This window comes from Synechococcus sp. B60.1 (genome assembly GCF_047462555.1).
In the GTDB taxonomy this organism is placed as follows: Bacteria; Cyanobacteriota; Cyanobacteriia; order Thermostichales; family Thermostichaceae; genus Thermostichus.
On record NZ_JANSJN010000108.1, the window covers coordinates 1 to 2,387 of the forward strand.

At 62.9% G+C, this 2,387-nt stretch carries 2 protein-coding genes; one reads left to right on the forward strand and one right to left on the reverse strand.

Features of this window, described 5'->3' with window-relative positions; translation table 11 throughout:
• Positions 1–1,526, reverse strand: a 1,526-nt coding sequence (locus NW863_RS11095) for a leucyl aminopeptidase (protein ID WP_414366380.1), incomplete at its 3' end; no start/stop codon positions are given.
• A 142-nt stretch (positions 1,527–1,668) separates the two neighbouring features.
• On the opposite strand from NW863_RS11095, the gene NW863_RS11100 reads away from it, so the two are divergent.
• Positions 1,669–2,387 (forward strand): hypothetical protein (locus NW863_RS11100; RefSeq protein ID WP_414366381.1); only part of this gene is annotated, 719 nt, incomplete at its 3' end.

A 2,387-nucleotide genomic window follows, 5' to 3' on the forward strand; every position in this document is an offset into this window, starting at 1 on the left:
GAGGTGGCTGCAGCCTGCCGCGCCAAGACCCACTCCACCAGGGTGCGCACGCCGTAGCCGGTGGCGCCTTTGTTGTTGTAGCCCGCATCCTTCTCTGTCCACACCGGGCCGGCTATGTCTAGGTGGGCCCAGGGGGTTTTCTCCACAAATTGTTTAAGGAAGAGGGCAGCGGTGATGGAGCCGCCGGAGCGGGGGCCGGTGTTCTTCATGTCGGCCACGGTGGAGCTGAGGCCCTCGAAATAGCTCTCTTCCAAGGGTAGGCGCCAGATCTTCTCACCAGAGAGGTTGGCCGCCTGCTGCACCTCTTGAGCCAGGGCCTCATTGGGGGTAAAGAGGCCGGCAATTTCTTCTCCCAGCGCAATGACGCAGGCGCCGGTTAGGGTAGCTAGATCCACAATGGCGTCCACCCCCAGCTTTTCGGCAAACACCAAAGCATCGGCCAGGGTGAGGCGGCCTTCGGCATCGGTGTTGTTGACCTCAATGGTCTTGCCGTTGGAGGCGGTGAGGATGTCACCGGGGTGGAGGGCACGGCCGCTAATCATATTTTCGGTGGCGGCGACAATAAAGTGCACCTCTACCTGTGGCTTGAGGGCAGCTAGGGCCCGGGCCGCTCCCAAGACGGCTGCAGCTCCGCCCATGTCGGTTTTCATCATGGCAATGCTGCGGGAGTCGGTTTTGATATTCAGCCCGCCGGAATCAAAGGTGAGGCCCTTGCCCACCAGGGCCAGCTTGGCGACGGGATCCCCTTCTTTGGGCTTGTAGGTGAGGTGGATAAACTGGGGCGGCAGATCTGAGGCCTGGGCCACGCCGAGGAAAGCCCCCATGCCTAAGGCTTGGCACTCTTCCCGTCCTAGGATCTCCACCTCCAGGCCGTAGTCTTGGGCCAGTTGCCGGGCAGTGTCGGCCAGGGCAGGGGGTGTGACGACGTTGGCAGGGGCGGCCACCAGTTCGCGGGCCAGGATTGTCCCGGCAGCCATCTCGGTGGCCCGCTGCAGGGCGTTTTCATAGTCTTGGCGGGCCTGGGCCAGGCCTGGCACCAGGAGGGTGACTTCCTCAACAGAAAAGCCGCGCTCTTCCTCGGGCTTGGGCTGGGATTTAAAGCGGTTGTCCTGGTGGGCCACAAGGAGGCTGGCTTCGGCTACTGCCTGCACCGCCCGCACCGGATCCAGCCCCGTTTCTGGCAAGGACAGCACCACCTGCTTAGCTTTAAGGCTGTGGGCCTGGCGCAGACCGTTGGCAGTGGCCCGCCGCAGCGCTTCCAGCGTCAGCGCAGCCGGATCCCCAAGCCCCACCAACACCAGCTTGCGGATGGCTCCTGGCAGGCGCAGAGCAAGGCTGCTATTGGGCTTGCCCTGAAACTTCTGTTCTTGAACTGCTTCCGCCACCAGCCCCGACCCCACTTTCTCGTCCAAGGCAGCAATCTCGGCAGGCAGCGAGAAGGTGGCGTTTTCGCCGGTGGGGGCAAAGCAGTAAACCAAGGCGCATTCTGCCTGTGTTAGGGGCGGCTCGCCAAGACGAAGCTGCATGGGAAACCTTTGGCCAAGCTAGGGACAGCAGACTTCCAGTGTAGCCAATTCCGCCACTTCTAGGACAGGGGATCCCTTGGCTGGCATCGACGTTGGCTTTTCTAGCCAATAGCCTTTAATCAGGAAGGGAGGAAACCAAGGTATGGCCTGGCGGCGGCGTTCCATCCTTCAGCTTGGGGTTATTGCCGGCGCAATGCTCCTGGCGCTGGCGCTAGGGGGGGTGGGATCCCTGGCCCAGGCGCAGAGGCCCCTGGAAGAGCTGCCGCAGCCGGTTCGCCTCAAGCTGCCCCCCGGCCTAGCCCGCTACACCTATGACAAGTCGGCGGGAGACTACTTCGAAGAAATCGAGCCGCTGCTGCCGGGCGGAGCTTACGCCCAGTGGGCCTTCTACCCCGTCCCTGTCTACATTCAGGGGGATCACCCCCAGTGGAAAACCTTTGTGGAGCAGGCGGTAAAGGAGTGGTCGGCCTACCTCCCCCTGAAGGTGGTGGGCAAAGAAGAGGAGGCCCTCTACGGAATAAGCATCTACCGCGTTCCTGCCATTGGCGAAGGGATAGCGGGGGCAGCCCGGCCTGAGTTTTTCTTTGCCGCCGATGGCTCGCTGCAGCAGCGGGTGCGCATTGTCATTGCCGAAGGCCAGGGATTGGCAGAAGTGACGGCGGTGGCCCGGCACGAGATTGGCCATGGGCTGGGGCTGTGGGGCCATAGTCCCAACCCGCGGGATCTGATGTACGGCGGCCACCATGCAGCGGCTACCGGCAATCGCCGCCTGCTGCGGGTGCCCACCATCACCAAACGGGATCTCAATACCCTCAAGCGGGTTTACGAGCAGCCCACCCTCATGGGCCAGGTCTTCCCGGA